Origin of the sequence: Microbacterium sp. AG238 (assembly GCF_003610405.1) — a bacterium.
Classification (GTDB): Bacteria; Actinomycetota; Actinomycetes; order Actinomycetales; family Microbacteriaceae; genus Microbacterium.
Map to the genome: position 1 here is coordinate 1,244,603 of NZ_RAQC01000001.1, position 23,697 is coordinate 1,268,299.

Sequence of the window (23,697 nt, forward strand, 5' to 3'; positions counted from 1 at the left end):
TTCCGTTCAATGACCCTAACCGCGGGGTGCGACACCGCCGACGCCGGTGCCAGACTGAGGAGGGTGAACGAGTCGCTCCCCTTCGCCAGCGTGTACGCCCACGGGTTCGCGCGGGTCGCCGCCTGCACCATCCCGGTCGCCATCGCCGACCCGGCGGCCAACGCCGAGGCCGTCCTCGCCGAGGCGCGCGCCTGCGACGCCGACGCCGTCGCTGTCGCAGTGTTCCCCGAGCTGTGCATCACCGGCTACGCGATCGACGACCTCGTGATGCAGGACGCGGTGCTGGACGCCGTCGACGCGGCCATCGAGCGCATCGTCGACGCATCCGTCGATCTCATGCCGGTGCTCGTGATCGGAGCCCCCCTCCGTCACCGCAGCCGCCTGTACAACTGCGCCGTTGTCATCCACCGAGGCGAGATCCTCGGCGTCGCCCCCAAGGCCCACCTGCCCACCTACCGCGAGTTCTACGAGCGCCGCTGGTACGCGGCGGGCGAGGAGTGGGACGGCGAGGGCATCCGCATCGGCTCGCACGAGACCGTGTTCGGGACGAACCTGCTGTTCGACGTCCGCGATGTGCCCGGGCTCGTGCTGCACGCCGAGGTGTGCGAGGACATGTGGGTGCCGGTTCCGCCGTCGTCGCGCGCCGCGCTGGCAGGTGCCACGGTCCTCGTGAACCTGTCGGGCTCGCCCATCACGATCGGACGAGCAGATGATCGCCGCACGCTCGTGCAGTCGCAGTCGCTGCGGTGCCTCGCCGTCTACGCCTACGCGGCGGCAGGTCTCGGCGAGTCGACCAACGACGTCTCCTGGGACGGTCAGACCATGATCTACGAGGGCGGCTCGCTCCTCGCCGAGACGGAGCGCTTTCCCGACGGGGCGCGGCGCAGCATCGCCGACGTCGATCTCGACCGCGTGCGTCAGGACCGTTACCGGCAGGGAACCTTCGACGACAACCGCCGCACGACCTCGACCGACTTCCTCACCGTCGAGACGTTCCTGCACCCGCCCACCGAAGACATCGGGCTGCGGCGCACGCTCGATCGGTTCCCCTTCGTCCCGGATGACCCGGCACGCCTCGACCAGGACTGTTACGAGGCGTTCAACATCCAGGTGTCCGGCCTCGAGCAGCGGATGCGGGCGATCGGCGGCCCTCGTCCCGTGATCGGGGTGTCGGGCGGGCTCGACTCGACCCACGCACTGCTCGTCGTCGCCCGCGCGATGGACCGTATGGGGCGCCCGCGCAGCGACATCCTCGCGTACACGATGCCCGGGTTCGCCACGAGCGACCACACGAAGTCGAACGCCGTGGCACTCGCCGAAGCAATCGGCGCGACGATCGAGACCATCGACATCCGCCCCGCCGCGAACGAACTCCTGCGCGGCATCGGGCACCCCTACGCCTCCGGCGAGCCCGTGTACGACGTCACCTTCGAGAACGTCCAGGCCGGGGTGCGGACCGACTTCCTGTTCCGACTCGCGAACCGTCTGAACGGCATCGTCATCGGCACCTCCGATCTCTCGGAGCTCGCCCTCGGCTGGGCCACCTACGGGGTCGGCGACCACATGAGCCACTACGCGGTCAACGTCGGCGTGCCCAAGACGCTCATGCAGCACCTCATCCGATGGGTCATCGCGCACCGGGAGGGCACGGGCACCGATCTGACCGATGAAGCGGTCGCCGTGCTGCAGTCGGTCCTCGACACCGAGATCAGCCCCGAGCTCGTGCCCGCGGGCGAAGACGGCAAGGTGCAGTCCACGGAGTCGACGATCGGCCCCTACGCCCTGCACGACTTCGCGCTGCACCACGTCCTGCGCTACGGCTTCCGCCCGTCGAAGATCGCCTTCCTCGCTCAGCACGCCTGGTCGGATGCCGACGCCGGTGACTGGCCGGTGGGATTCCCCCGCGACAGCCGCTACGCGTACGACCTGGCCGAGATCGCCCACTGGCTGCAGGTGTTCATCAAGCGGTTCTTCGGCTTCGCGCAGTTCAAGCGCAGCGCGATCCCCAACGGACCCAAGGTCGCCGCGGCCGGCTCACTGTCGCCGCGCGGCGATTGGCGCGCGCCGTCGGACGGCAATCCCGAAGCGTGGCTCGCGGAGCTCCGCCGGGCGCTCCCCGATCTCGTGGACTGACTCTCTCAGGCCGTCGGCAGCGTGCCGTAGGCGAGTGTGATGAGCCACCCGTCGCGCGAGATGTCGACGAGGGTGTACTTCATATTGCGGTCGGGGATCCAGCCGCGGTGGCGTCCCGGATCGAGCCGCACCTGCTCCGGCGCCACCCGCACACCGCGACCGTCTGCCTCGAGCACCGCTTGAACGTGCACCCAATGGTCGACGAGGTCGAGCGTGTCGGCCCCGGAGAACAGCCGGGAATGCTTGCGCATGCGGGCGAGGTCGGCGGGCTCCGGGTGTCCGTCGCGGATGTCGATGCCCACCGGCAGCCCCGGGTCGCTGACCGCGACGACCGTCGCCGCACGATAGCTGGCCGTCGTGATCGCCAGCGGCACCTCGACGCCGTCGCGTGAGGCGACGAGGCGCGTGTGGTAGCCGAAGCCGCGCGGCGCCTCGCGCTCGATGCGGACATCCTTCTCGTCGCAGCCGAGGGCCTGCGCGACGAGTTCGCGCGCGATCATCCGCCGACGGTGGTGCACCGTGATCGCCGGGTCCCAGCCGAGCCGGGCCGTGATCCCCGTGGGGGTGTCGAGAAGTACCGTCTGCATGCCGTCGCTCCCGCCTGTGGATGGTCTGACCTCAGCTCGAGTCTAGCGATCGCCTCTGGCGGCACCAGGGTGCGTCCCCGGGTCAATCCCCGTGCCGCACCGCCGCGACTCCCGTTGAGGCGACCTCGCCTAGGCTGGCGGGATGAGCCTCGACAACGGCGACGACAAACGGCCGTCCTCCGCCCGCATCGCGATCTGGGTGGTGGTGGGCGGCATCGGTGCCTACCTGCTGATCTCCGGCATCCTCGGCATCATCGCTCGAGGCGGTGCCTGAGCGTGCGGCGGCTTCTGGTGGTCGCGCACCGCGACGAGCTGGTGGGCTTCCCCGCCGACATTCCGGGGTTCGACATCCTGCTCACCGGCCCGGGCAAACTGCTCGCCGCGCATGAGCTCACCCGTGCGCTCGATCGCACCGCGTACGACGAGATCGTCGTCGTGGGAACCGCGGGAGCCGTGGCGGGCGCGGTCGGACCGGGCATCTACGAGGTCGGCGACGCCGTCCAGCACGATGTGTTCGATCTCGCCGGGGTACGCGGCCGTCACCTCTCGATGCCCGACCGCGTCGAGGCGGGCGGCGAAGGCGTGCGCATCGCGACGGGAGACGTCTTCGTCGACGACGCCGAGGCGGTCGCGCTCATCCAGTCGCTCGGCGCTCAGCTGGTCGACATGGAGACCTACGTCTACATCTGGGTCGCCCAGCGCTTCGACATCCCCATCCGGGTGCTCAAGGCGGTGTCGGACGATGCCCAGGACGGCGCGACCACCGGTTGGGACGAGGCCGTAGCCGCGTGCAGCCGGGCCCTCTACGAACGCATCCGCGCCGACTACGGAGTCTGATCGCCGCTGCGGGCGAAAAGCCGGCGCAGCAGCAGGAAGACGACGAGCGCGACGACAGCGACGAGCCCGAGCTTGACCGCGAAGACGGCCAGGCGCAGCACGACGTCGACGATCACCCACGCGACGAAGATCGCGGCGATCACTCCGACGACGGTCCAGAAAGTCCTCACCCGCTCAGCCTAGTCGCGCTCACTGAGCGCCTCCTGCCGGATGACGCTCGGCCCCTCACGAGTGGACTCGACGACGATCTGCGCGGCGAGCTGCTCTTTCATGCCTTCGACATGGCTGATGACGCCGACGGTGCGTCCGCCCGCGCGCAACTCGTCGAGGGTGCGCATCGCGAGCTCGAGGGTTTCGGGGTCGAGTGACCCGAAGCCCTCGTCGACGAACAGCGTGTCGAGACGGATGCCCCCGGCGCGCCCGGTCACGACCTCGGCGAGGCCGAGCGCGAGGGCGAGAGAGGCGAGGAAGGTCTCGCCTCCCGACAACGACTGCGGCGATCTGAGGCGCCCCGTGTGTGCGTCGAGAACCTCGAGCCCGAGGCCCGAAGCCGCGCCGCGCGCCTGGAGCGCGTCACTGTGATGGAGGGTGTACCGCCCCGACGACATGTCGCGCAGGCGCAGGTTGGCTGCCGCGACGATCTCTTCGAGCTCTGCCGCGAGCACGAACGTCTCGAGATCCATCTTCCGGGTGTTCGGCGCGCGGCCCGCGACCGTGTCGGCCAGGCGGGTCACGGCCGCCGTCCGCTCGGCGAGACCGGCGACGGCGACGAACGCGTCATCGATGCGCACGAGGAGCTCGCGCATCCTCTCGGCGGCGTTGACGGCGTCGCGATGCGCGGCGATCGCGGCGCTGCGCGCGAGATCCCCGGCGGCGACCGCCTGCGCGGACGCGTCGAGGTCCGGCCGCTCGTCGGGGAGTCCCGCGGCGGTGAGCTCGAGCTCGAGCAGACGCGCGCGGGTGGCCGCGACATCCGCGGCGTGCTCGGCGACGCGCCGGGTGATGGCGGTGCGCTCGGATTCGGGAAGCAGCGCCTCGCGGACGTCGTCGACGTCGGCGAAGATCGATGCCTCGATGCGCCTCGCTCGGTCGCGTGCCGCGTCCGCCGCCGTCGCTTCGCCGTGGGCGAGCGCGGTGCGGCTCTCGAGGACGGCACGGGCGAGATCGCGGCGTTCGACCGTCGACGCGATGCGCTCCGCGACCGTCGCGAACGCACCGCGAGCATCGGCGACCTCGGTCTCGAGGCGCGTCAGGGTCGTTCCCGCCACGGCGAGGCGCTCGCGCGCGTCGGCCAGGGCGGCGGTGAGGCGGGATCGTTCTTCTGTCACCTCGGCATCGAGGCGGTCGAGCACGTCACGCTGTTCGACGAGCGAGGCGACCCGCTCAGCGGCCAGCTCGGCTCCAGCCAGCTCCTCTCGGGCACCGGCGAGAGAGGTCGCGAGCTCGTCGCCGCCACGTCCACCGGCGCGCGCCGCCGCCGCGGCGTGCTCAGCGCGCAGGCGGGCGGTGTTCTCCCCTGTCTCGCGCGCCTCGGCCGCAGCGGCATCCCGCTCCGCCTCGGCGGCCGCCAGGTCGTCGTCGGTGACTCCGTCGGCGACCCGGGGGGCGGGATGCGGGTGCTCGAGCGATCCGCAGACCGGGCAGGCCGACCCGTCGGAGAGCTCGGCGGCGAGGTCGCCCGCACGGTCGGCCACCCGTCGGCGCAGCAGCTCGGTGACCGCGGCAGCGGCAGCCTCCGCCGCGCCGCTCGCGTGCAGGTAGGCCTCCTCGGCGGCGCCGAGCTCGGCAGCCAGGCGGTCGGCTTCGCCGGCGGCCTCGACCTGCGCCGCGAGATCGGCGACGCGGACGCGCACCTCGTCGCTTCGCGCAGCCTCGAGGGTCGCCGCCGCGAGGTCGGTCGTGAGCCGTTCGCGCTCTGCCGGCAGAAGCGCATGCTGCTCATCGAGAAGACCCGCTTGCTCCTCCAGCAGTGCGATCTCGGCGATGGTCGCGTCTCGCGCGTCGACGGCGGCCGTCAGCTCGTGCTCACGTGCGAGCGCATCGGTCCACCGCGCGATGTCTCCCGTGAGTGTCTCGACGACCGCGGCGACGTCGTCATCGGCTTTGCCGCCCGCCTCGGTCCAGCGCTCGGCAGCCCGGTCGGCCGCGGCGCGGGCCTCCCCCGCCGCCTCCTCGGACCGGTCTGCCTGCTCGAGCGTCGCACGCAGCGCCTCAGCCGCGCGCGCACGCTCGACTCTGCGTTCGATCGTGGCGACCTCGTCGGCGATCGCGTCGAGGTCGGCCAGACGTCGACGCGCCGCGGCGAGCTCGTCGAGCACTCGCACCTGCTCGACGAGTTCGGCGTGCGTCGCGGAGAGGTGAGCGTGGCGCGACTCCGCTTGCTGGCGGAGCTCTTCGGCCTGCTCCACGCGATAGTCGGCGCGACGGCGGGCACGCTCGATGAGATCTCGTCGAGCGGCGAGGTCGGGTGACGCCGGCACCGTCTCGTCGGTCGGGCTCTCGTCGGCGTCCGAGGCGGCCTGCCGCGCCATCGCCGCCTCGGCGAGATCGAGCAGCGTGCGCACCTGGTCACCGGCGGCGTCGAGCTCGCGCTGCGCGGCGCGGCGGCGGTTCTCGAGATCGTCCTTGTACTGCTCGAACCGCTTCGTCCCGAACAGGGTGCGCAGCAGCTGCTGGCGTTCGTCGTTGCGTGCCAGGAGGAACCGCGAGAACTTGTTCTGCGCCAGCAGGATGACCTGCTGGAACTGCTGGGCATTCAGCCCGAGCACCTCGTCGAGCAGGAGGGCGACCTCACGCGGCTTCGCAGCCCGTCCGATCCACTCGCCGTCCACGCGCTGCTCGAGCTCGGCGCGGGCGACCTCGGTGGTGAGCTTGTCACCCCGCTTTGCGGGACGCTCGTACTCCGGCGCCCGCGTCACACGCCAGCGCTCCCCGCCGACGGTGAACTCCAGACGCACCTCCGTCGGGTCGCCCAAGAAGCTGTGGTCACTGCGAAGGCGCCGCTCGCCGTTTTCGTAGCGCGGCACGGATCCGTAGAGCGCGAAGCTCACGCCGTCGAGGATGCTCGATTTGCCCGCACCGGTCCGCCCCGAGATGAGGAACACGCCGTCGCGGTCGAAGGCGTCGAAGTCGACGGTCTGCTTCTCGCGGAACGGGCCGAATCCGGTCAGCTCGAGGCGATGGAGCTTCACGCGATCGCCTCGACGCGGACCCGCTCGTCGAGGACATCGGCGAGCAGCTCGCGCTCACGCTCGTCGGCGCCGACACCCTCACGCACGTGCACGAGGAACGCCTCGACGAGCTCGGCATCGCTGCGCGCGGCGCGCACGCGGTCGACGTAGGTGCGCGCATCGCGAGGCGCGATGTCGGCGGGCGCGTGCACGACCTTCGCGCAGAACGGGAACCGCTCCTGCAGGCGGCGCATGGGATCACGCTCGGGCAGGGTGTCGGTGTACTCGACGCAGATCCACGCATCGGCATACCGTTCGTGCGCAGGATCGGCGAGCACCTCGGCGAGCGGCCCGCGCAAGGTGACGACGGGGCGCGGGATCGGCAGCTCGAGCCAACGGGCGTCGACGAAGCCGTCGGCGTCGAGCTCGACCAGCCACGAGCCGCGGGGCTTGTCGCCCTCGCCGAAGCTGTAGTGCAGCGGCGCGCCGGCGTACCGCACGGCGGGGGCGAGCTGCTGGCGGCCGTGGATGTGGCCCAGAGCCATGTAGTCGACTCCGGCGAACGCGGCGAGCGGCACCACGTCGAGCCCGCCCTGCTGGATGTCGCGTTCGAGATGCGGTGTCGGCTCGACCCCCGCGGCGAAGCAGTGGGCGATCGCGACCGAGCGACCGCCGCGTGCCGCGAGATCGTCGCGCACGAGCCCCATCGCGCGGTCGATGACGGCCGCCTGCGAACGGGCTTCGGGCCAGAGGTGGCGAAGAAGGGCCGGTTCGAGATACGGGATGCCGTAGAAGTGCACGGGCCCGTCGGCATCCTCGACGGTGATGGGCGTGCCCACCGCGGCCGGGTCGGTCAGAACGTGGATGCCCTCGCGCAGCAGCCCCGCCTGGAAGCCGAGGCGGGCGGCCGAATCATGGTTGCCGCTGGTGACGATGACGCGCGCTCCGGCGTCGGCGATACCCCGCAGCGTGTCGGAGAGAAGGGCGTAGCAACCGGCCGCCGGCGCGGCTGAGTCGAACACGTCGCCTGCGACCACGACGACGTCGACCTCGTGTTCGCGGACCTGCTCGGTGAGCCTCTCGAGCACGCCCCGCAGCGCGTCGAGCGTCGAATGACCGTGGAAGGTCCGCCCGATATGCCAGTCGGAGGTGTGGAGGATCCGCATGCCGACCAGGGTAGGAGCAGCCTCCGACATCGCCGGGGTGCCCCGCGGGGAAGGCGCAGACTCAGACCCGGCCGGCGCGTCGCCGCGACGTCAGATCGGCGACGCCCAGCACGAGGGCGAGCGCGAGGAAGAGCCCGACGGAGACCATCCCGAGGGCGTAGGCGTCGTGGTAGACATCGATCCGCGGTGTCGATCCACCCCCGAGCCGGTTCACCGTCGAGTAGAACAGCGACAGGGCGACGGCGGTTCCGACGGCCGTGCCGATCCGCTGCACGAGCTGACCGACGGAGCCGGCCAGCCCGCCCTGCTTGACCGGGATGTCCGCGAGGGTCAGGGTCTGGTTCGGTGAGATGACGAGGCCACCCCCGAAGCCCCCGACGGTCAACACTCCCGCCATCGCGAACTCGACGATCCCGGGCGGCACGAAGTAGGCGACGAGGGCGAGGGCGACGACCGCCGAGAGCATGATGATCAGACCCCCGACGACGAGCGGGCGCCCGACACGGGTCACGATCCGGCCGCCGACGTAGGAGGCGCCGGCGCTCGCGACGGCGAAGCCGATGGAGACCATGCCCGCGAAGACGGGCTCGAGGCCGACGCCCAACTGCAGGAACAGCGTCGTCAGCAGGAACATCGCCGGCAGCGCCATGAAGTAGACCGCCTGGATGAGAGTGCCGTTGCGGTACGACGAGATGGCGAAGAGCTGCAGCGGAATGAGCGGATGCTTGCCGGATGCCGCATAGCGACGCTCCCACCACACGAACAGGGCGGCGAAGACCCCGAAGGCCACGAGCGACCACCAGCGCTGCGGATCGTCGCCCTGCGCGCCGGTCGTGAGGAGGAACGGCACCATCAGCGCGATGACGACGAACGCGAAGAGCACGAGACCGACGGGATCCAGTTGCAGCCGCGCCGGCCGGGATTCGCGTGTCTTCGGGAGGAGCCAGACGACCCCGGCGAGGACGGCGAGGGTGAGCGGGACGTTCATCCAGAAGATGTAGCGCCAGCCGTCCTCGGCGCCGCCCAACGCGATCATGAGGCCCCCGAGCGTCGGGCCGAACGCCGTCGAGATTCCGATGGTGGCGCCGAAGAGCCCGAATGCCTTGCCGCGCTCGGCCCCCTGGAACATCTCCTGCGCCAGTCCGATCACCTGCGGCATCTGGATGCCGGCCGCGACGCCCTGCACCAGACGGGCGGCCAGGAGCACCTCCGTGTTCGGCGCGAGCGCGCACGCGACGCTCGTCACGGTGAACAGCAAGAGTCCGATCACGAACAGCGCGCGTCGCGACCGTTGGTCACCGATGCGTCCGGCGGGCACGAGCGTCAGTCCGAACGTGAGCACGTACCCCGACACGATGAGCTGCAGCTCCGTCGAGCCCGCCCCGAAGGCCATCTCGATCGAGGGCAGCGCGACGTTGACCTTCGTCAGGTCGAGGATCGTCAGCGCCGCCACGGCGACGCAGACCCAGAAAGCCCGCCACCGCTGGTGCACCGACAGCGGGATGCTCGCCGTGTCACTCATCGTGGGTCAGGCTACGCCCGCGCGAAGGCAGCGATCCCGCCCTTGCACTGTCGGCCCGGGGGCCGTAAAGAGAACAGCCCCGGCACGACGAATGCCCCGAGGCCGGCCCGGGGCATTCGCGACGTCGTCGGGTCAGTCGACGGCGAGGTCGTCGACGATCCGCGCGATCTCGTCCTCGCCGACACCGAGGCCGACCTCTGAGACGCGCTGGCGCACGTACTTCTCGACCGTCGCCCGGTTCTCACCCGGGAGATCCGCGCGCAGCTGCGCGATGAGCCCGTCGATGCGCTCCCGCTCGGTCGTGTCGTGCATCGACAGCGCCGGGCCGTCCTGCACGCCCGGAGGGGAGACGGGGGTGTCCTCCTTCGGAGGCGTGACGTCTCCGTCGGTCCCCGCCGAGGTGGCGCGTGTGCCACCACGCCCCGTCTCGGGGGCGTCCTGCGTCGCGGAGTCCGAGACGCTCGAGTCGATCTCGTCGGCCTGTCCGCTCATCGCTGCTCCTCCTCGTCCGCCTGCTCGTCGGTGACGAGGTCCGGGTCGAGCCCCTGCTGGATCTCGGCGCTCTCGACGAAGCCGTCGGGGCTGTCACCGTCGGGCATCGCGGCGGCATCGACGGGCGTGTCAGCGTCGCGGACGGCGTCGTCTTCGGCCTCGCTCGCGGCGAGCGAGGTGGCCCCAGCGCCATCGGGATCGACGACACCCTCGGGTAGATCGCGGTTCATGACTGTCTCCTTCGATCGATGGCCCCAGTCTGACGCCGGCATCCGATCGTCAGCACCGTCTTGACAGGCGCGCGGCGTGGGACGTAGCCCGCCGAAGACTCCGCCGCGGCGCGGCCGGTCAGCGTCGCGGCTGCAGGATCCCCGCACGATCGGGGTGGGCCTCGAACCAGGCGTCGACGTACCAGCAGACCGGGCTGATCGTCCGGTCGCCGGCCCCTTCGATGTCGGACACGGCCCGCTCGACGACCTCGGCCGCGTAACCGTGACCGCGGAAGGTCGGAATCGTGTAGGCACGGGTCAGCGCGACGGTGCGCCCGTCGTCGCGGTAGTCGAGCACGCTGACGAGGTCGCCTCCGCGGTGCAACGTGTAGCGGGAGGCATCCTTCTCGTGGGTGAAGGTCAGATCGCTCATGAGGCCACGCTACGCCCGGCCGGCGGCAGCGAGGCCAGCCAGACGTCGATCTCCGAGCGACTGCGCAGCCGCACGATCCGCTCCCCCGCGGCGATGCGCCCGAGCATCCGCTCACGCGTGACGGGATGATTGGTCCACGCGAACCGGATGATGTTGCGTTCGGGATGCCATCGGAGCAGATTGCTCGCACGCTCGCGGTTCCCATGCCAGAGCTCCTCGCGCCGCACCACACGCCGCAGCGTGCGCCCGATCACCTGACGCATCACGCGCCGACGCGGGAGATCGAGCCATACGACCGTGTCGGGACCTTCCGGCGAGCCCGCGTCGAGCAGGTCGCCCAGCTTCGAGTCCCAGTTGCCGTCCATGACCCAGCCCTCGGGGTGCTGCCGCATGAATCCGCGGACCCGGGCGTGCGCCTCGTCGAGGTCGCGCCTGCGCCAGCCGGCATCCCAGAAGACCGCGTCGAGCTCGAGCCGCGGGAGCCCCGTGCGCGTTGAGACGCGGTCCGCGAGCACGCTCTTTCCCGAGCCGGAGGTGCCGACGATGCGGATACGCGTAGCCACGATCGTGCACCGTAGCGACGATTGAGCAATCTGTCACATTCCGTCATCGGACGACGCCGCGAGCTGGTGTGTTTGACACATCGGGACACGGATCGTCATAATCAACCCCATGACTGACATCGCACGCACTCTGTCCGCCCGGGAGGCGAACGGAACTGCCGGCATCATGATGATGCCGCAGCGTGCTGTCATGTGTTGCCGAATGTGCCGCTGACAGGTGAACCCCGCCTGATCCTCCGCCGCTTCTGAACGCGGCCGTGGATCCCCGAGTTCCGATGGACGGCCCACAACGCCGACATCCGGATGCTCGCTCACCGGCCCCCGCTGGGCCTCACGCAACGCACACCCGAACCCGCCGCAGGCTGCCAGCCCGGGTTCACGTTCCGAGGACGAACCTCCCATGTCGAACACCGCTCTTCTCGCCCCCGCCGCCCCCGCTCGCCACCTCCGCGCCGTCGAGACCCCTCCGCCGGCCCCCGCCGCCGCGACCTCGACCGCGCCGCGCGGCTTCGCGCTCTACGTCGGCATCGACGAGGCCAAGGCCGCCGCCGACGGCGTCTCGCTCTCGACCCTCGTCGAAGCTCTGCGCCGCACGCTGGGCGACCTCGCACCCCACGCCGAGACCTACGCGACCGTCGCGCTCGCACCGATCGGCACGGGTGGCCGTGACGTCGACGTCGTGCGCCTCGCGCTCCACGAACCCAGCGCCGTGGCTCGCACGAAGCAGGACGTCCCGTCCGAGGACCACGTTCCCGGCGGCGTGACCGTCGACATCTCGCGCAAGCGCGTCTTCATCGACGGCGAGTCCGCGGCCTTCACCTTCAAGGAGTTCGAGCTGCTGCAGTACCTCGTGCTCCGCGAGGGTCGCACGATCGAGCGCTCCGAGCTCGTCGAGTCGCTGTGGAACAACGGTTCCGACGACGAGGCGCCGGGTGAGCGCACGATCGACGTCCACGTGCGCCGCCTGCGCGCGAAGCTCGGACGCTACGAGGACATCGTGCGCACGGTGCGCGGCGTCGGCTACCGGTTCGACCGTCACGCCGACGTGGTCATCCGCTACGGACACGGCACGCCGTCGCCCGACCGCTTCTGACCCGGGCCACCGCGCCGCGGCATCATCCGGCGTCTCTCACGGCGGGATGTCGGAGGTTCCGACGTAGGGTGTGCCCATGAGCGCGGTGACGACGGGACGGATGCCAGGCCGTCGCCCGGCGATCCGCGAACGGGGTCGCGAGACCGAACCGTCGCACGCCCGCCCGATCGAGACGGAGTACCGCCCGGCCGCGCCGACCGACGTCGCCCGTGCGGTGCGCCACCAGCAGCACGGCGCACACGATCCCACCATGACCACGTCGGGCGAGGTGATCTGGCGCGTCAGCCGCACGCCGCACGGCATCGCGACGCTCGCCCTGCGGGTGGGCCGCTCGCTCGTGAGGGCGGCGGCGTGGGGTCCCGGCGCGGAATGGGCGATCGAGCAGCTGCCGCGGCTGTGCGGCGGCCATGACGATCCCGACGGTTTCGACATGGCGCGGCATCCGCTCATCGCCGACATCCATCACCGGTATCCCGACATCCGCCTGGGCGCGACCGATCTCGTCTTCGACGACCTCGCGAGCGCGATCTTCGAGCAGAAGGTGACCGGCCTGCAGGCGTTCGGTGCGTGGCGCGCGATCGTGACCTGGTACGGCGAGCGCGCGCCGGGACCGACGCCGCGTCCGATGTTCGCCCCTCCCGCCGCCTGGCACCTCATCCCGAGCTGGGCGTGGCATCGCGCCGGTCTCGAACCTCCGCAGTCTCGGACCGTCGTGCGCGCGGCACAGCGACGGTCGTCGATCGAGCGCGCGGTCGCCGAGGCATCGGACGGCGACGAGCGCGAACGCATCCTGACGTCGCTGCCGGGCATCGGGCCGTGGACGTCGGCCGAGACCCGCATCCGCGCCTTCGGTGACCCCGACGCCGTGAGCGTGGGCGACTATCACCTGTGCCACACCGTGGGCTACGCCCTGACGGGGCACCGGGTCGACGACGACGGGATGCTCGAACTGCTCGAGCCGTGGCGGGGCCATCGACAGCGCGTCATCCGGCTCATCTACGCCGGCGGCGTGTTCGAACCCCGTCGCGGGCCGCGGCTGCATCCCGAAGACCATCGCGACCGCTGACGCCCCCGGCATCGTAGGCTCGGGTCATGGCGAATCGGGGATGGCAGCGCGGACACACCTATTGGGCGCTCGGCGCCGCCCTCGTCTTCGTGCTGGGCATCGTGTTCGGCCTCGTGATGAACAACGTGTGGCTGGGGCTCGTGCTCGCTGCGGCGATCTCGGTGGGCTGGCTCATCGCGTACGAATCGCGTCGCGGACGCAACGAGGGCGTCTACGACCGCGATGACGACGGCGCGCAGCTCTGACGCCCGCGGGAACCGCTTCGCCTGACAGTTCCCGCCCCTTCGCCGCGCGAGATGGGGCCGGAACTGACAGGTGACGGCCTGCGCCGCGCGGCTCAGCGGAAGTACACGGCGAGCGGATAGTCGCCGTCGTCGCGAACGGCGATCGGCGTGTGGAACACGCTCTCGAGCACAGCGGGGCGCATGATCTCGTGCGGCGTCCCCGCGCACGCCACCGTTCCCCCGGTGAGCGCGACGATGCGGTCGGCATAAGCGGCAGCGAAGTTGATGTCGTGGATGACGACGACCACGGTCTTGCCCAGCTCGTCCGCTGCGCGCCGCAGCTGCCGCATCATCCCCACCGCGTGGCGCATGTCGAGGTTGTTGAGCGGCTCGTCGAGCAGGAGGTACTCGGTGTCCTGCGCGAGCACCATCGCTACGTAGGCGCGCTGACGCTGCCCGCCGGAGAGCTGATCGAGGTAGCGGTGGGAGAGATCCTCCAGATCGAGGAATCGCAGCGCCTCATCGACGTGGCGCCGATCGTCGGGGGTGAGGCGTCCTCCGGAGTGGGGGAAGCGCCCGAAGCCGACGAGGTCGCGCACCGTGAGCCGCGTGACGAAATGGTTCTCCTGTCGCAGGATCGACACGACGCGCGCCAGCTCGCGGCTCGGGGTGCGCGCGACATCGAGACTTCCGACGGTGACCGTGCCCGTGCTCGGCTCGGTCAGGCGCCCGACGATCGTGAGCAGCGTGGACTTGCCGGCGCCGTTGGGCCCGACGAGGGCGGTCACCCCGCCGGCCGGGATCTGGAGGTCGATGGGACCCAGCACGCGCAGACCCCCGTAGGACTTCGAGACGTCGGTGAGCGTGATCACAGCGCGCCCTTTCGCAGAAGGTAGACGATGAAGAACAGGCCGCCGACGAACTCGATGATGACCGTGAGCATGCCCGCGGCGTAGAACACGTGCCGCAGCACGAAGTAGCCGCCGAGCAGCATCGCCGCCCCAAACAGCGCCGCGAAGGGCAGGATCACGGCGTGGCGGGACGATCCGGCGAGCTGGTAGGCGAGGGTCGCGACGATGAACCCGAAGAAGGTCATCGGGCCGACGAGCGTCGTGGAGACCGAGATGAGCACGGCCACCAGGATCAGCAGGACCGTCACCTCGCGCTTGTACGCGAGGCCGAGGTTCGTGGCGACGTCGCGGCCGAGGGTCAGCACGTCGAGACGTCGGCGGCGACGCCATACGACGACGAGGACGATCGCGACGATCACCGCAGCCCACGGAAGATACTCGGGGTTCGAGTTGCTCAGGTTGCCGAACAGCCGCGCCGAGAGCAGGTCGAAATCGCTCGGCGTAAGCAGCCGCTGCATCACCGACGAGAGCGAGCCGAACCCGACCCCGAGCACGATTCCGATCAGCAGCATGATGTGCAGGTTCCCCCGCTTGCCGGCGAAGAGCCATCCATAGAGGAGGGTCGCGAAGGCCACCATCAGCAGGCTCTGGAGAGCCACCTTGGCGAGCCCGTCGGTGGCCGCGAGCGCGGCTCCACCGAAGGAGAACACCAGGCCGGTCTGCATCACGACGTAGAGCGCGTCGAACCCCATGATCGAGGGTGTGAGGATGCGGTTGCCCGTCGCGGTGTGGAACAGCACAGTCGCGACCGCCTGACAGCACGCGACGATCGCGACCGTCGCCACCGTCGTGACCCGGAGATCCACGGCGAGCCAATAGCCGCGCCGTCCCGGATCGAGCGGAATGTTCCAGGTCAGCAGCAGCACGGCGGCCGCGACGACCACGACCGCGAGAACGACGAATCGCAGCCAGACCCGCGGCACCCGCTCCACGGTGGTCGGGGACGGCGCATCGACGGCACCGCGCAGCGCCTCAGCCATCGTGCCCTCGCTGCCGGAGCAGCAGCGCGACGAACACCGCAGCACCCAGGACGCCGAGGATCATCGAGACGGGCACCTCGAACGGCATCCGGATGACGCGGCCGACGATGTCGCAGACGACGATGACAGCCACTCCCCCGAGGCACACCCACGGGAGGTTCGCGCGGAGGTTGTCTCCGCGCCACATCGACACGAGATTCGGCACGATCAGCCCGAGGAAGGGCAGGAACCCCACGACGACGGTCGTGACCCCGGTCGCGACGGCGACGAGGGCCGTGCCGAGGAGGAGCACCCGGTCGTAGTCGACGCCGAGCGTCGTCGCGACGTCCTTGCCGAGGCTCGCCGCCGTCAGCCGGTCGGCGAAGAGCGCGACGAGCACGACGACGATGCCGACGATCCACAGCACCTCGTAACGGCCGCGGACGACGGCGGTGAAGCTGCCCATGAACCACGTGCCCAGCATCTGCAGCGCGTTCGCGCTGACCGCGAGGTAGGTCGTGAAGGACGAAACGACGGCGCCGAGCATGATGCCGATGAGGGGGACGATCAGCGACGAGCGCAGCTGGATGCGCCGCAGGATCGCGAGGAAGACCATCGTGCCCAGGAACGCCGCGATGCTCGCGAAGACCATACGCACGACCAGCGGCGCGTCGGGCACCAGGAGCACCGTGGCGAGGAGGCCGAGCGCTGCCCACTCGGTCGTGCCGGTGGTGGTCGGCTCGACGAAGCGGTTCTGCGTCAGCAATTGCATGACGAGGCCCGAGACGGCCATCGCGCAGCCCGCGAGGACCAGCGCGAGCGTGCGCGGAATGCGGGTGATCCACAGCATCTCGCCTCCGACGCCGCCGGAGGCGAGGTCGTAGACGCCGACGAAGAGTGAGAGCACGACGAGACCGGCCACGACGATGATCGCGGCCGGCAGGACGAGACGCCCGCGGAGGCGGGCGGGAACGGTGAGAGAAATCATGACGGATCACGGGCCCCGGCCAGCTGTCCCGGCCGGGGCACCGCGCAGAACGATCAGGCCGCCGCGGCGAACGCCGTCGCGATGTCGGCGTAGAGCTTGGTGTAGGCCTGGATGCCCTCGTCGAGGTAGAAGCTCGGTGCGAGGTAGACGATCTGCCCCTTCTGCACGGCGGGAACGTTCTGCAGGGCCTCGGAGCCCTCGATAAGCTCCTTGGCCGAGACGTAGCCGTCCTCACCGAACATGGCGTCGCGATCCAGCACGATCAGCCACTCGGGGTTCGCCGCCGCGATCGCCTCGACGCTGATGTCGTCGCCGTGCGAGGCGTTCTCGGCTCCGCGGTCGATGCCGGGGACGAGCCCGAGCGTGGGGAAGACGGCACCGACGCCGCGCCCCTCCCCCGGGGCCGCGAACGAGATCTTGCCGCCCGAGGTGAGCAGGCCCACCACCGTGTCAGTGCCGTTGTAGGCCGCCTTCGCGTCGGCGACGGCGCCATCGAGGTCGTCGGCGAGTTTCTTCGCGTCATCCTGCCGGTCGAAGACCTGCCCGAGGATCTCGACCTGACGCTTCAGTTCGGCGACCTGCTCCTCACCCTCGCGAGCGCTGGTCTCGATCGTCGCGGGCTGGATCGCCCTCAGGTCGTCGTAGATGTCGCGAAAGCGGTATCCCCCGACGATGAGGTCGGGCTGCGCCGAGATGATCGCCTCGAGGTCGGGCTCGCGGTGCAGCCCGACGTCGAGCACCTCGTCGCCGCCGGACAGGTTGGGCCATAGGTCGTACATCAGCGGCTTCGGTGCCGCCACGAGGTCGATGTCCCAGTCGCTCAGCGTCTGGAAGGTCGTGTTGTCGAGCGCGACGACGCGTTCGGGCGCCACGGGCACTTCGATCTCGCCGTGGTTGTCTGTCACGGAGACGGTCGTCGGCGAGCTCGCGTCGCCACCGGACTCGGCGGCCGGGCTCGCCGACGAGGCGCAACCGGCGAGGCCGAGTGCTGCGACGAGCGCGATCGAGACGAGTGCGGGACGGCGGAATGCATGGCTCACGTGACGTATCTCCTGGTGCGGTGCGAATCGGATGCTGGTCGACGGGCGACCGGGTGCCGAAATCGAGACCCCGGCAGCCACTTAGGTTAGCCTAACCTTTATGTCCGCCTCGACCGCAACCCCCTCATTCCGGATCGCCCGCCGAGCGCTCGACCTGCGCTTTCGCTTCGTACGTCTGGCCGCCCAACAATGGCTGACACCGGCCTACGTGCGCGTGAGACTCGAAGGCGCGGATCTGCGGGACTTCGATTCCCCGGGCTGCGACGACCACGTGCGCGTCTTCTTCCCCGAGGTGGCCCCCGAGAGCATCGACGAGATGCGGGCGGCGCCGAGCCGCGAATACACCCCGCTCTCCTGGGACGCCGACGAGGGCTGGCTCGATCTCGAGTTCGCCCTGCACGGCGACGGCGTCGCAGCGGAGTGGGCGGCGACGGCGGAGGTCGGGTCGACGATCGGGATCGGCGGCCCGCGCGGGTCGGCGGTGCTCACGGGCCGCCCCGACGGCTGGTTCCTCGCGGGAGACGAGACAGCCGTCCCCGCCATCCGGCGGTTCGCCCATCACATGGATGCCGTCGCCGTCGGGCGCGTGCTCATCGAGGTGCCCGACGCCGAGCACGAGTTGCCCATCGCCACGCCGCCGGGGGTCGTCGTCGAGCAGGTGCACCGCGGATCGGCATCCGCCGGCGTTGCCCTCGCCACCCGGCTCGACGCCCTCGGCGACGAGCCGCGACCGGGCGGCGCCATCTTCGGATTCGTCGCGGCCGAACAGTCGATCGTGCGCTCGGCTCGAGCGCTGCTCATCGAGCGCTGGCGCCTCGACCCCGAGCAGATCACCGTCAAGGGCTACTGGAAGCGGGGCGAGCCCGAGTACCACGCTCCCCACTGACCCGCGCGGACCCGCTTCGCCTGACAGTTCCCGCCCCTTCGCCGCGCGAGATGGGGCCGGAACTGACAGGTCACGGCCTGCGCCGCGCGGCGACGCTCGGCTAGCATCGCGGGATGGAGGCCGCCTCGACAGCACCGCTGCCGAACGCTTCGCTGGCCCAGGCGATGCGCCGTTTCGTCGTGCTTCTCCTGCTCGCGCTGCGACGGTCGCGCTCAGAGGGCGCACGTTTCGACGGGGATGCCGCTCTGCTCGAGCGCGCCTCCGGCTGGGCGCGGACCGAGGTGGTGTGATGCCTTTCCTCTCCGTGATCCCGATGCTGCTGTCGGTCATAGGTGCGATGTCCGTCGGCGACTCGAGCGGGCTCGCGACGGCGGCCGCCGTCGCCCTTGTCACGATGGCGATCGCCGTCGTCTCGATCTCGGCCGCGACCACGACGACCGGGGCCGCGGGTTCACGGCGACCCCACCCGCGACGGTCGATCTCACCGTCGACGCTGCTGGCGCAGAGCGACCCGGATGCTCCCGGTCGACGACGCCCCCGCGCCCCGGGCTACGCGACCTCGGCCGCGTAGCCACGCCCGGAACGGCTCCCGACCCACGCGCGCACCCGCGCGCTCCGCGCCAGCGCCGTCCGGCGTCCCTTCGCGGCTGATCCCTCGTGCTCAGCCTCGACGATCGGACTCATCATGGACCTGTCCTCCTTCCCGCCCACCGCCACCGCGCTCGACGCGGTGGCCTCGATCCTCGCCGCTCTGACCGCGGCACTCGCACCCGCGCTCGGCGGCCTCGCCGCCGCGGCATCCGTCATCCTCATCACCGTCGTGGTGCGAACGGCGTTGATTCCCGCCGGGGTCGCACAGGCACGCGCGGATCGCGCCCGCGCGCGGTTGGCGCCCCAGCTGCGCGAGCTGCAACAGCGCTACCGCACCGACCGCGAGAGGCTGCAGCGCGAGACCCTCAAGCTCTATCGCGACGAGAACGTCTCGCCGACGGCGGGCTGCCTGCCTCTGCTCGTCCAGGCCCCCGTCGTGGGACTGCTCTACGGGGTCTTCATCCATCCCACGATCGCGGGCCATGCCAATGGGCTGCTCACCGAAACACTCGCCGGTGTCCCGCTCGGGTCGAGCCTCGCGGGCACCGTCGCGTCGGGGCCAGTGCCGCTCGCAGCCGCCCTCGTGTTCGGCTTCGTGATCGCCGCGATCGCGCTCGTCGGCGAGCTGACCCGCCGGTCGTTCCGTGTCACCGACGCCCCGGCGGCGGTGTCGGGGCTGCTCGGCGCGGCACAGTTCGCGACGGCGGTGGTCGCGGTGTTCGTGCCGCTCGCGGCGGGGCTCTACCTGGCGGTGACGGTGGCCTGGACGCTGGCGCAACGACTCATCCTCCGCCGCATCCTCCCGCCGACAGCGGCGTGAACGCGTGACCTGACAGGAATGGCCCCTTCCCGAGCGAGGAAGGGGCCATTCCCGTCAAGCGAGCGCCCCGCGGGGCGACCGACGCGCGGCTCAGGCGCGCGCGGGCAGATTCTCCTCGAGGAACGTGAAGACCGTCTCGTACCAGACGCGCGCGTTCTGCGGCGAGAGGATCCAGTGGTTCTCGTCGGGGTAGTACAAGAAGCGGTGCGGGCTCGTGCCGTCCTCGGCGGCGTGATGCTCGTTGAGGTCGGCCCACAGCCGCAGCCCCTCACCGATCGGCACGCGATAGTCGCGGTCGCCGTGGATCACGAGCATCGGCGTCCGGATGTCGGCGACGAAGCGGTGCGGCGAGTTGGCGATGGCTCCCTCGGGGCTGAAGATGCTCTGCCAGTACGGCGCGAAGTCGGTCGTGCCGGCGAACTGGTCGAACGCCCACAGACTCGCGTGGGTGACGATCGCGTCGAAGCGGTCGGTGTGCCCGGCGACCCAGTTGGCCATGTAGCCGCCGAACGAGCCGCCCATGGCGGCGGTCCGGGTCTGGTCGATGTCGTCGCGGGCGACGACGGCATCCGTGATCGACATGAGGTCGGTGAACGGTGCCGCACCCCACGCATCCCACCCGCGGGCGATGAAGTCGAGCCCGTAACCGGTCGACAGGGCGGGATCGGGCAGCAGGACGGCGTATCCGCGGGCCGCAGCCAGCAGCGGACTCCATCGCCAGCTCCACGCGTTCCAGCTGTTGAGCGGGCCGCCGTGGATCCACAGGAGCAGGGGCGCGGGCGCCGCGGCATCCGCACCCTCGGGCAGCACGAGCCAGCCGCGCACGCGGGCTCCGTCGTCGGCCGTCGTCTCGACCTCGACCATGGATGCGGTCGTCGCCGGCGAGGGCGCGGGGCTCACCAGCGGCGTCACGGTGCCGTCGGCTGCGACCCGGACCGGATGCGGCGGGGTCATCCAGTTCGAGCGGAGAGCGATGACATCGGCGGTTCCCGCGACCGGCTCGACGTGCGTGTAGGCGAAGTCGTCGTGCGTCGTCTGCACGACAGCACCGCCGTCGAGCGGCACCGTGAACACGGGGCCGCGACCGTCGTGATCGGCGGTGACGACGAGTGCGGCATCGTCGTCGGCGAAGCGGAGGCTGCTCGGCCAGCGGTCCCAGCCGGGTGCCAGGCGCTGCGCGTCGGTGCCGTCGAGGGCAGCCGCCCACAGCTCCTGGTCGGCAGGCCCGGCGGGGGTGGACTTCGCGGTGCGGACGTAGGCGATGCGCGTGCCGTCACGGCTGATCGCGGGTGCTTCGACATCGACGTCGACCTCGTCGCGGAGGATGCGCAGCTCGCCCGTCGCGGTGTCGATCGCAACGAGACGATGGCGGGCGTCGCGACCCTGCGGCTCGGGCACCGAGGCGACGAGCGTCGCGCCGTCGGGGGTGAGAGCCATGCCCGCCGTCGACGCCGCGCGACCGCGGAGCAGGATTCGCGGTCGCGGCAGGCCCGCCGGGTACGGCTCGTCGGCGGCGTCGAATGCTCCCGCGGCGGCTCCGACCACCTCGTCGACAGCCTGGTCGGCGGTCGCGATGACGGCGGGCGCGTCGGCCAGCTCGTCGAGGTCGAGGGCGAGCAGCACGGGCTCGTGCGGGCCGAGGTCGTGGTCCCAGTACCGCACGGGGTAGGTGTCGTGGATGATCGCCGAGACCTTGAGCTTCTTCCGCTCCGCCCGCAGCTTCGCGTCGGCCTCGATCGTGGCAGCGTCGGGAAGCAACGACGACGCGATCACGATGCGGTCCGATTCGGCCGCGGTCACGACGCCGGAGACGCCCCCGGCCAGCCGGGTCACGGGACGCGCCTCACCGCCGGCGGCCGGAAGCAGCCACAGCTGCGCAGGTGCGTCGTCGGCCGCGTCGTTGTCGGGGCGCGCCGAGACGAACAGCAGATCGCCGGACGAGGTGAACACGGCCCCGGATTCGCCGGTGGTCGAGCGGGTCAGGCGCCGCGGGGCGCCGGTGCCGTCGGCGGGCACGGACCAGAGCGAGCGCTCGTACCCGGTGCGGTCCTTCGTGAGGGTCGCGACCGTGAGCACGACGTGCGAGCCGTCGGGCGAGGTCGCCGCCGCGTCGATGCGGGGAAGGGCGTAGTAGTCGTCGAGAGAGTCGAACGGTGTCGTCGGCATGCCTCCACGCTATCCGGCGCCGCCTACATCTCCTCGTGCGTGTCGGGGTCTCCGTCCCAGAGCCGGCCGCGTTCGAGCGCGCTGATCGCGGCGATCTCGTCGTTCGACAGCAGGAGGCCGAACACGTCGGCGTTCTCGCGCTGGCGCGCCGGGTCGGCCGACTTCGGGATGGGGGTCGACGACAGCTGCGTGTGCCAGCGCAGCACGACCTGCGTGCCCGTCACCCCGTGGGCGGCCGCGATGTCGGCGATGACCTGCTCGTTCAGCAGCTCGCTGCGCCGGGCCAGAGGGCTCCAGCTCTCGGTGCGGATGCCGTTCGCGGCGTGGAACGCGCGCAGGCCGGCCTGCGGGAAGTACGGGTGCATCTCGACCTGGTTCACCGCGGGCGCGACTCCGGTCTCGTCGATCAGACGGGCGAGCATCGGCTCGGTGAAGTTCGACACGCCGACCGAGCCGACCTGCCCCTCGTCGCGGAGGGCGAGCATCGCCCGGTAGGTCTCGAGCCACTTGCCCTGACTGGGGTTCGGCCAGTGGATGAGATAGAGGTCGATCTTCTCCACCCCGAGCCGGCCGAGCGAACCCTCGGCGCTGCGGATCGTCTCATCGAAGCCGTGATCGCGTCCGGGCACCTTGGTGGTGATGATGAGCTGGTCACGGATGCCGCTGCGGCGCACGGCCTCGCCGACCTCCGACTCGTTCTGGTAGTTCACCGCCGTGTCGAGCAGCCGGTAGCCGGAGTCGATCGCGGCGGCGATGGCATCGACGCCCTCGGGTCCGCGCAGGTTGTAGGTGCCGAGCCCGAGCTCGGGGAAGTCGGAGCCGTCGTTGAGCGAGACCGTGGGAATCGTGAGCATGCCGCACACGCTACGCCTTCGGCGCTGCCGGCGGCGCGGGGTTGCGCAGGGCGTTCCCGTCGCTCAGCGAGCGAGGAACTCCTCGATCACCGTGAGCACTCCCGCCTCGGTGTGCGAGGGGGCGCTGTAGCGCGCGACCGCCGCGATCTCGGGATGCGCCTCGGCCATCGCGTAGGAGTACCGCGCCTGCTGCAGCAGTTCGAGGTCGTTGAGGTAGTCGCCGAACGCCATCGTGTGCTCGGGACCGATTCCCAGCGTCTCCTGCAACCTCGCCAGTGCCCGCCCCTTGTTGACTCCGGGGTTCATGATGTCGACCCAGTGCTGCCCCGAGACCACCACCTGGTGGGTTGCGCGCAGATCGATCAGTTCACGAGCGACCGAGTCCTCCGCGCGGGCGAAGTCGAAGACGGCGAGTTTGAGGATCTCATCGTCGACGCGGGTCAGGTCGTCGACGACTGCGAGCTCGGCGTAGTACGTGTCGGCCTCGGCGAAGAAGGTGTCGTCGGCGCGTTCGATGTAGGCCGAGCGCTTGCCGCAGACGACCAGACCGACATCGAGATGGTCGAGGCCGCGGATGCGCCGGACGACGGATGCCGCGAACTCGGGGTCGACGGCATCCGAGCTGATCTCGGCGCCGTCGCGGACGACGTACGCACCGTTCTCGGCGATGTAGTCGAGCTCCACCGGGGCGTCGGCGAACTGTCGGCGGAGCGTCGCGAGCTGCCGCCCGCTCGCGGGTGCGAACACGATGCCCCGGTCGCGCAGTCGCGGCAGCAGCCGCCACAGCCCGTCCGGGATGCGTCCGTCCGCGTCGAGGAGGGTGCCGTCCATGTCGACGGCGATCAGGCGGATATCGGGAGCGGTCACCGTCCCATCCTCGCCGACGGGACCGGCGGCGGTGATCGCGCGCTCCCGGGGGATAACCCGAAGGCGAGTCTCCGGGCCGCTCGCCTGCGCCGCACCGGGTCGCGGTCCTAGCGTGGAGCC

Annotated in this window: 26 protein-coding genes; 10 read left to right on the top strand and 16 right to left on the bottom strand. The window is 70.8% G+C overall.

The window, feature by feature from the left end:
• Nucleotides 1-63: 63 nt before the first annotated feature.
• On the top strand, nt 64-2,133 hold the full coding sequence (locus DEU36_RS05920) for an NAD(+) synthase (protein ID WP_120263339.1): 2,070 nt from the start codon (nt 64-66) through the stop codon (nt 2,131-2,133).
• A gap of 5 nt (nt 2,134-2,138) precedes the next feature.
• Here DEU36_RS05920 and DEU36_RS05925 read toward each other — a convergent pair whose 3' ends face one another.
• Nucleotides 2,139-2,720 (bottom strand): hypothetical protein, encoded by a 582-nt coding sequence (locus tag DEU36_RS05925; RefSeq protein WP_120263340.1) that lies wholly within the window; start codon nt 2,718-2,720, stop codon nt 2,139-2,141.
• Nucleotides 2,721-2,862: 142 nt separating this feature from the next.
• Here DEU36_RS05925 and DEU36_RS16290 point away from each other — a divergent pair, with 142 nt between their 5' ends.
• The gene (locus DEU36_RS16290) at nt 2,863-2,994 is read left to right on the top strand and encodes a hypothetical protein (protein WP_258524632.1); all 132 of its coding nucleotides are present in this window, start codon (nt 2,863-2,865) and stop codon (nt 2,992-2,994) included.
• Nucleotides 2,995-2,996: 2 nt separating this feature from the next.
• Nucleotides 2,997-3,557: a nucleoside phosphorylase gene (locus DEU36_RS05930; RefSeq protein ID WP_120263341.1), complete on the top strand. Its 561-nt coding sequence runs from the start codon at nt 2,997-2,999 to the stop codon at nt 3,555-3,557.
• On the opposite strand, the gene DEU36_RS05935 is transcribed toward DEU36_RS05930, so the two are convergent.
• From DEU36_RS05935 to DEU36_RS05970, 8 genes are all read right to left on the bottom strand, one after another.
• Nucleotides 3,545-3,727: a hypothetical protein gene (locus DEU36_RS05935; RefSeq protein WP_120263342.1), complete on the bottom strand. Its 183-nt coding sequence runs from the start codon at nt 3,725-3,727 to the stop codon at nt 3,545-3,547. The genes DEU36_RS05930 and DEU36_RS05935 overlap by 13 nt on opposite strands.
• A 9-nt stretch (nt 3,728-3,736) precedes the next feature.
• Nucleotides 3,737-6,748, bottom strand: coding sequence for an AAA family ATPase (locus DEU36_RS05940; RefSeq protein WP_120263343.1), 3,012 nt, complete (start codon nt 6,746-6,748; stop codon nt 3,737-3,739).
• Nucleotides 6,745-7,893, bottom strand: coding sequence for an exonuclease SbcCD subunit D C-terminal domain-containing protein (locus tag DEU36_RS05945; protein ID WP_120263344.1), 1,149 nt, complete (start codon nt 7,891-7,893; stop codon nt 6,745-6,747). The genes DEU36_RS05940 and DEU36_RS05945 overlap by 4 nt, the downstream gene beginning before the upstream one ends.
• 61 nt (nt 7,894-7,954) lie before the next feature.
• Complete coding sequence (locus DEU36_RS05950; RefSeq protein WP_120263345.1) at nt 7,955-9,415, bottom strand: MFS transporter; 1,461 nt, start codon at nt 9,413-9,415, stop codon at nt 7,955-7,957.
• A gap of 132 nt (nt 9,416-9,547) precedes the next feature.
• Nucleotides 9,548-9,907 carry a hypothetical protein gene (locus DEU36_RS16295; RefSeq protein ID WP_259455232.1) on the bottom strand — a complete coding sequence of 120 codons (360 nt, stop codon included), beginning with the start codon at nt 9,905-9,907 and terminating at the stop codon, nt 9,548-9,550.
• Complete coding sequence (locus DEU36_RS05960) at nt 9,904-10,137, bottom strand: hypothetical protein (RefSeq protein WP_120263346.1); 234 nt, start codon at nt 10,135-10,137, stop codon at nt 9,904-9,906. The genes DEU36_RS16295 and DEU36_RS05960 overlap by 4 nt, the downstream gene beginning before the upstream one ends.
• A 118-nt stretch (nt 10,138-10,255) precedes the next feature.
• On the bottom strand, nt 10,256-10,549 hold the full coding sequence (locus DEU36_RS05965) for a GNAT family N-acetyltransferase (RefSeq protein ID WP_120263347.1): 294 nt from the start codon (nt 10,547-10,549) through the stop codon (nt 10,256-10,258).
• Entirely contained in the window at nt 10,546-11,112 is a 567-nt protein-coding gene (locus DEU36_RS05970) for a toxin (RefSeq protein WP_259455233.1), read from the bottom strand. Before DEU36_RS05970 ends, DEU36_RS05965 begins: the two co-directional genes overlap by 4 nt.
• A 400-nt stretch (nt 11,113-11,512) precedes the next feature.
• On the opposite strand from DEU36_RS05970, the gene DEU36_RS05975 reads away from it, so the two are divergent.
• The 3 genes from DEU36_RS05975 to DEU36_RS05985 all read left to right on the top strand — a co-directional run bounded on the left by DEU36_RS05975 (nt 11,513) and on the right by DEU36_RS05985 (nt 13,516).
• The gene (locus DEU36_RS05975; protein ID WP_120263349.1) at nt 11,513-12,205 is read left to right on the top strand and encodes a winged helix-turn-helix domain-containing protein; all 693 of its coding nucleotides are present in this window, start codon (nt 11,513-11,515) and stop codon (nt 12,203-12,205) included.
• A gap of 76 nt (nt 12,206-12,281) precedes the next feature.
• The gene (locus tag DEU36_RS05980; RefSeq protein WP_396652155.1) at nt 12,282-13,271 is read left to right on the top strand and encodes a DNA-3-methyladenine glycosylase; all 990 of its coding nucleotides are present in this window, start codon (nt 12,282-12,284) and stop codon (nt 13,269-13,271) included.
• A 26-nt stretch (nt 13,272-13,297) separates the two neighbouring features.
• Nucleotides 13,298-13,516 carry a hypothetical protein gene (locus DEU36_RS05985; RefSeq protein WP_023952268.1) on the top strand — a complete coding sequence of 73 codons (219 nt, stop codon included), beginning with the start codon at nt 13,298-13,300 and terminating at the stop codon, nt 13,514-13,516.
• 92 nt (nt 13,517-13,608) lie between these two features.
• Here DEU36_RS05985 and DEU36_RS05990 read toward each other — a convergent pair whose 3' ends face one another.
• Genes DEU36_RS05990 through DEU36_RS06005 form a run of 4 tightly spaced genes read right to left on the bottom strand, consistent with a single transcriptional unit; the run spans nt 13,609 to nt 17,393 of the window.
• Entirely contained in the window at nt 13,609-14,367 is a 759-nt protein-coding gene (locus tag DEU36_RS05990) for an ABC transporter ATP-binding protein (RefSeq protein WP_120263350.1), read from the bottom strand.
• Entirely contained in the window at nt 14,364-15,386 is a 1,023-nt protein-coding gene (locus DEU36_RS05995; protein ID WP_120263351.1) for an iron chelate uptake ABC transporter family permease subunit, read from the bottom strand. Before DEU36_RS05995 ends, DEU36_RS05990 begins: the two co-directional genes overlap by 4 nt.
• Nucleotides 15,379-16,353 carry an ABC transporter permease gene (locus tag DEU36_RS06000; protein WP_120263352.1) on the bottom strand — a complete coding sequence of 325 codons (975 nt, stop codon included), beginning with the start codon at nt 16,351-16,353 and terminating at the stop codon, nt 15,379-15,381. Before DEU36_RS06000 ends, DEU36_RS05995 begins: the two co-directional genes overlap by 8 nt.
• Before the next feature lie 53 nt (nt 16,354-16,406).
• Nucleotides 16,407-17,393, bottom strand: a complete 987-nt coding sequence (locus DEU36_RS06005) for a siderophore ABC transporter substrate-binding protein (RefSeq protein WP_120263353.1) — start codon at nt 17,391-17,393, stop codon at nt 16,407-16,409.
• Nucleotides 17,394-17,493: 100 nt separating this feature from the next.
• Here DEU36_RS06005 and DEU36_RS06010 point away from each other — a divergent pair, with 100 nt between their 5' ends.
• From DEU36_RS06010 to DEU36_RS06020, 4 genes are all read left to right on the top strand, one after another.
• On the top strand, nt 17,494-18,279 hold the full coding sequence (locus tag DEU36_RS06010; RefSeq protein WP_120263354.1) for a siderophore-interacting protein: 786 nt from the start codon (nt 17,494-17,496) through the stop codon (nt 18,277-18,279).
• Between the two features lie 113 nt (nt 18,280-18,392).
• Nucleotides 18,393-18,569, top strand: a complete 177-nt coding sequence (locus DEU36_RS16095) for a hypothetical protein (protein ID WP_183045304.1) — start codon at nt 18,393-18,395, stop codon at nt 18,567-18,569.
• Nucleotides 18,569-18,850, top strand: a complete 282-nt coding sequence (locus DEU36_RS06015) for a DUF6412 domain-containing protein (RefSeq protein WP_120263355.1) — start codon at nt 18,569-18,571, stop codon at nt 18,848-18,850. Before DEU36_RS16095 ends, DEU36_RS06015 begins: the two co-directional genes overlap by 1 nt.
• Before the next feature lie 114 nt (nt 18,851-18,964).
• Nucleotides 18,965-19,690 (top strand): membrane protein insertase YidC, encoded by a 726-nt coding sequence (locus tag DEU36_RS06020; RefSeq protein ID WP_120263356.1) that lies wholly within the window; start codon nt 18,965-18,967, stop codon nt 19,688-19,690.
• Nucleotides 19,691-19,780: 90 nt separating this feature from the next.
• Here DEU36_RS06020 and DEU36_RS06025 read toward each other — a convergent pair whose 3' ends face one another.
• The 3 genes from DEU36_RS06025 to DEU36_RS06035 all read right to left on the bottom strand — a co-directional run bounded on the left by DEU36_RS06025 (nt 19,781) and on the right by DEU36_RS06035 (nt 23,577).
• Nucleotides 19,781-21,856 (bottom strand): alpha/beta fold hydrolase, encoded by a 2,076-nt coding sequence (locus DEU36_RS06025; RefSeq protein WP_120263357.1) that lies wholly within the window; start codon nt 21,854-21,856, stop codon nt 19,781-19,783.
• 23 nt (nt 21,857-21,879) lie between these two features.
• A complete protein-coding gene (locus DEU36_RS06030) occupies nt 21,880-22,710 on the bottom strand; it encodes an aldo/keto reductase (RefSeq protein ID WP_120263358.1) in 831 nt (276 codons plus the stop codon).
• A 63-nt stretch (nt 22,711-22,773) separates the two neighbouring features.
• On the bottom strand, nt 22,774-23,577 hold the full coding sequence (locus DEU36_RS06035) for a Cof-type HAD-IIB family hydrolase (RefSeq protein ID WP_120263359.1): 804 nt from the start codon (nt 23,575-23,577) through the stop codon (nt 22,774-22,776).
• Nucleotides 23,578-23,697: the final 120 nt, after the last annotated feature.

What these genes read in the sequence shown, in the direction of transcription:
- DEU36_RS05950 (WP_120263345.1), bottom strand. Translation starts at nt 9,415, where the DNA reads ATGAGTGACACGGCGAGCATCCCGCTGTCGGTGCACCAGCGGTGGCGG.
- DEU36_RS05960 (WP_120263346.1), bottom strand. Translation starts at nt 10,137, where the DNA reads ATGAACCGCGATCTACCCGAGGGTGTCGTCGATCCCGATGGCGCTGGG.
- DEU36_RS06000 (WP_120263352.1), bottom strand. Translation starts at nt 16,353, where the DNA reads ATGATTTCTCTCACCGTTCCCGCCCGCCTCCGCGGGCGTCTCGTCCTG.
- DEU36_RS05985 (WP_023952268.1), top strand. Translation starts at nt 13,298, where the DNA reads ATGGCGAATCGGGGATGGCAGCGCGGACACACCTATTGGGCGCTCGGC.
- DEU36_RS05995 (WP_120263351.1), bottom strand. Translation starts at nt 15,386, where the DNA reads ATGGCTGAGGCGCTGCGCGGTGCCGTCGATGCGCCGTCCCCGACCACC.
- DEU36_RS05965 (WP_120263347.1), bottom strand. Translation starts at nt 10,549, where the DNA reads ATGAGCGATCTGACCTTCACCCACGAGAAGGATGCCTCCCGCTACACG.
- DEU36_RS05980 (WP_396652155.1), top strand. Translation starts at nt 12,282, where the DNA reads ATGAGCGCGGTGACGACGGGACGGATGCCAGGCCGTCGCCCGGCGATC.
- DEU36_RS16290 (WP_258524632.1), top strand. Translation starts at nt 2,863, where the DNA reads ATGAGCCTCGACAACGGCGACGACAAACGGCCGTCCTCCGCCCGCATC.
- DEU36_RS06025 (WP_120263357.1), bottom strand. Translation starts at nt 21,856, where the DNA reads ATGCCGACGACACCGTTCGACTCTCTCGACGACTACTACGCCCTTCCC.
- DEU36_RS05945 (WP_120263344.1), bottom strand. Translation starts at nt 7,893, where the DNA reads ATGCGGATCCTCCACACCTCCGACTGGCATATCGGGCGGACCTTCCAC.
- DEU36_RS05975 (WP_120263349.1), top strand. Translation starts at nt 11,513, where the DNA reads ATGTCGAACACCGCTCTTCTCGCCCCCGCCGCCCCCGCTCGCCACCTC.
- DEU36_RS16095 (WP_183045304.1), top strand. Translation starts at nt 18,393, where the DNA reads ATGGAGGCCGCCTCGACAGCACCGCTGCCGAACGCTTCGCTGGCCCAG.
- DEU36_RS16295 (WP_259455232.1), bottom strand. Translation starts at nt 9,907, where the DNA reads ATGAGCGGACAGGCCGACGAGATCGACTCGAGCGTCTCGGACTCCGCG.
- DEU36_RS06030 (WP_120263358.1), bottom strand. Translation starts at nt 22,710, where the DNA reads ATGCTCACGATTCCCACGGTCTCGCTCAACGACGGCTCCGACTTCCCC.
- DEU36_RS05925 (WP_120263340.1), bottom strand. Translation starts at nt 2,720, where the DNA reads ATGCAGACGGTACTTCTCGACACCCCCACGGGGATCACGGCCCGGCTC.
- DEU36_RS06010 (WP_120263354.1), top strand. Translation starts at nt 17,494, where the DNA reads ATGTCCGCCTCGACCGCAACCCCCTCATTCCGGATCGCCCGCCGAGCG.
- DEU36_RS06020 (WP_120263356.1), top strand. Translation starts at nt 18,965, where the DNA reads ATGGACCTGTCCTCCTTCCCGCCCACCGCCACCGCGCTCGACGCGGTG.
- DEU36_RS06015 (WP_120263355.1), top strand. Translation starts at nt 18,569, where the DNA reads ATGCCTTTCCTCTCCGTGATCCCGATGCTGCTGTCGGTCATAGGTGCG.